Origin of the sequence: Mesorhizobium sp. M7A.T.Ca.US.000.02.2.1 (genome assembly GCF_003996995.1) — a bacterium.
Classification (GTDB): Bacteria; Pseudomonadota; Alphaproteobacteria; order Rhizobiales; family Rhizobiaceae; genus Mesorhizobium.
The window spans coordinates 1-2,498 of record NZ_RZTT01000627.1; the positions used below are offsets into that span (position 1 = coordinate 1).

The 2,498-nt window shown below is 63.8% G+C and carries 3 protein-coding genes; all 3 read left to right on the top strand.

The features are described 5' to 3' along the window. Nucleotides 1-1,191 (top strand): type VI secretion system baseplate subunit TssF (locus tag EOD15_RS32700; RefSeq protein WP_185929141.1); only part of this gene is annotated, 1,191 nt, incomplete at its 5' end. After that, nucleotides 1,155-2,222 carry a type VI secretion system baseplate subunit TssG gene (tssG, locus tag EOD15_RS32705; protein WP_127409218.1) on the top strand — a complete coding sequence of 356 codons (1,068 nt, stop codon included), beginning with the start codon at nucleotides 1,155-1,157 and terminating at the stop codon, nucleotides 2,220-2,222. The genes EOD15_RS32700 and tssG, both read left to right, overlap by 37 nt. Next, the coding region (locus EOD15_RS32710) for an FHA domain-containing protein (protein WP_127409219.1) at nucleotides 2,219-2,498 on the top strand (280 nt) is incomplete at its 3' end. The genes tssG and EOD15_RS32710, both read left to right, overlap by 4 nt.

The window sequence follows — 2,498 nt, forward strand, 5'->3', positions numbered from 1 at the left end:
CCCTTGCCGGAACCCGAAATGATCGGCATCAGCGACGACGAAGCCCTGATGCCTCGGACCCGTCCGACATTCGAGGGGTACCGTCTGCTGCGCGAATATTTCATGATGCCCGAGCGCTTTCACTATGCGCGGGTTTCCGGACTGCAGCCCGTCGTGCGCCGATGCGCCGCCGGGCTCGAGATCATCTTCATGTTCAGGCGTCCAGTGCCCGAGCTTGCCGACTTGACCCCGGCCGATTTCGAACTTTTCGCAACGCCGATCATCAATCTCTTCGAGCGTGAGTGCAACGTCATCGAGCTTGATCCGCGCAGGACGCGCCAGGTGCTGCATGCCGACCGAACGCGGGCGCGTGACTTCGAAATCCATCGGGTCATCCGCGTGGAGGACGCCGACACCGGGGGCAGCGATGCCGAAATTCCGGAGCTCTTCAGCCTGGGTCAGAATCGTGGCAGTGGCTGGGTCTACTCGACCGAGCGGCGTCCTCGTCGCGCGACGGAAGACGAGCGGCGCGACGGGCTGACCCGCACCTCCTACGCAGGGGACGATGTTTTCCTGGCAATTTCACGCCCGGTGGAAAGCCAGGCGAACCGGTCGCTGAAGCGTGTCGACATCGTGGCGCTTTGCACCAACCGCGATCTGCCGATCCTCGATGATAATCCCACTTTGACGCTGGAGGCCGGCGACCCGGTCGAAACGGTGCGGCTTCTCGGCGCGTTGCGTCCGCCTCGCCCGGCCATCCCCGCGGCGCTGCCTTCGGGCGCGGCGGGCGAATCGCGCGCCGACAATCTCGCCTGGCGGCTGGTGGCGCAACTGGCGCTCAATTTTCTCAGCCTTGCCAAGGAAGGCCGCGGCGTCGATCCGCTGCATGCGCTGCTTGATCTTTACGCCGACCGGGGAGATCCGAGCCTTGCCCGCAACGTGCATTCGATCGTTCGCATCGACTCGCGGTCGGTCATCGAACGGCTGCAGATCGACGGCCCGATGTGCTTTGGACGTGGCACGGAAGTAACATTGCATGTCGACCAGTCGGTCCTGGCAGGGCAAAGCACATTGCTGCTTTCGGCCCTGCTGGCACGGCTGTTTGCCCGGCACGCCGGAATAAACGGCTTCGTGCGAACCCGTACGCGGCTGCTGCAGAAGCAGGAGGATGTGCCATGGCCGATGACGCCCGGCAATCGCTACCTGATCTAGACACAGTCGACCCGAACCATGCCGAGGCGCTGTCCGGGACGTTCGACTTCTTCGAACTGTTGCGCCGACTCGAACGGAGGGGCGGGCTGTTCGGCTATTCCGGCTCGCCAGAGCGCGAGCCTGCAAGGCTCGGACAGCATGTGCGTCTTAGCTTTTCGGCCAGGGACGTGGTTGAATTCCACGACGCGAAGGACAAGGCTCCGGCCAGGGTCACCGTCGCAAATCTCGGCCTGATGGGACCCGAAGGTCCGCTGCCGCTGCATCTGACACGCTGGGTGCTCGATCGTCTGTCGCAGCGCTGGTTCACCGGCGCCGATGCCCAGCAAACCAGCGACACGACATTCGTGGACTTCGTCAACATTCTTCAGCACCGCATGATCGCCCTGTATTATCGGGCATGGGCGGATGCGCATCCGGCCGTACAGGTCGAACGCGCGGTCGGCGGGCGCGTTCGCGCCATGCTCGAAGCCATGGCGGGAATAGGACTTCCGGGCACCCAGAACACCGATCTCGATACGGTGAAGCTTCGCCAGGCGGCTTCGCTCGCCAGCCAAGTCGACGGCTCGGAACGGCTGACGCTGTTCCTAGCGGAAGCGTTCAAGGTGCCGGTTCAGATTAAGGAGTTCATCGCCGCCTGGATAACCATCCCAACCGGGCTCCAGACCCGTCTTGCAAAAGCCTATGCAGGGCTTGGCCGAGGAGCGACGATCGGCCCGCGCGTTTTCAACCGCCAAAGCCGAATCGAGCTCCGTGTCGGCCCGCTGGGGTACGAGGACTTCAAGGCGTTCCTGCCCGGTAGCCAGCGGTTCAAACTGTTCAAGCAAGCCGTTCGCGACATGGTCGGGGAATCGCTCGACGTCGATCTGCGCATCGTGCTTGCGCGGGAAGCCGTGCCGCCGCCCCGTCTCGGAGCGGTACAGCTCGGCCGAACTGCCTGGCTTGCGCGGCCTGTTGAAAGGGGCGATGCTGACGATCTGCGGCTGCGCACAATCGTCGGATGGCAGCCGGAAATGGCGGGGGTCGCGGCATGAGCCTGCTGCTGACGCTGGAGCAAGGGCCACGCACCCAGGCCGTACGGCACACCCGGCTGGACGAAGGCGAGCTGGTGATCGGCCGCAGCGCGGACGCAGGCTGGCAGATCGACGATCCCGACATGTTCGTTTCGCGAGCTCATTGCAGGATCTCGGGTGGGCGAGATGGATATTTCGTCACCGATACGTCAAGCAGCGGATTGTTCATAAACGATTCTGACAGCCCGCTCGGCGCCGGCAAGTCGACGCGTCTTCAAAGCGGTATGCGGCTAAGAC

What these genes read in the sequence shown, in the direction of transcription:
- tssG (WP_127409218.1), top strand. Translation starts at nt 1,155, where the DNA reads ATGGCCGATGACGCCCGGCAATCGCTACCTGATCTAGACACAGTCGAC.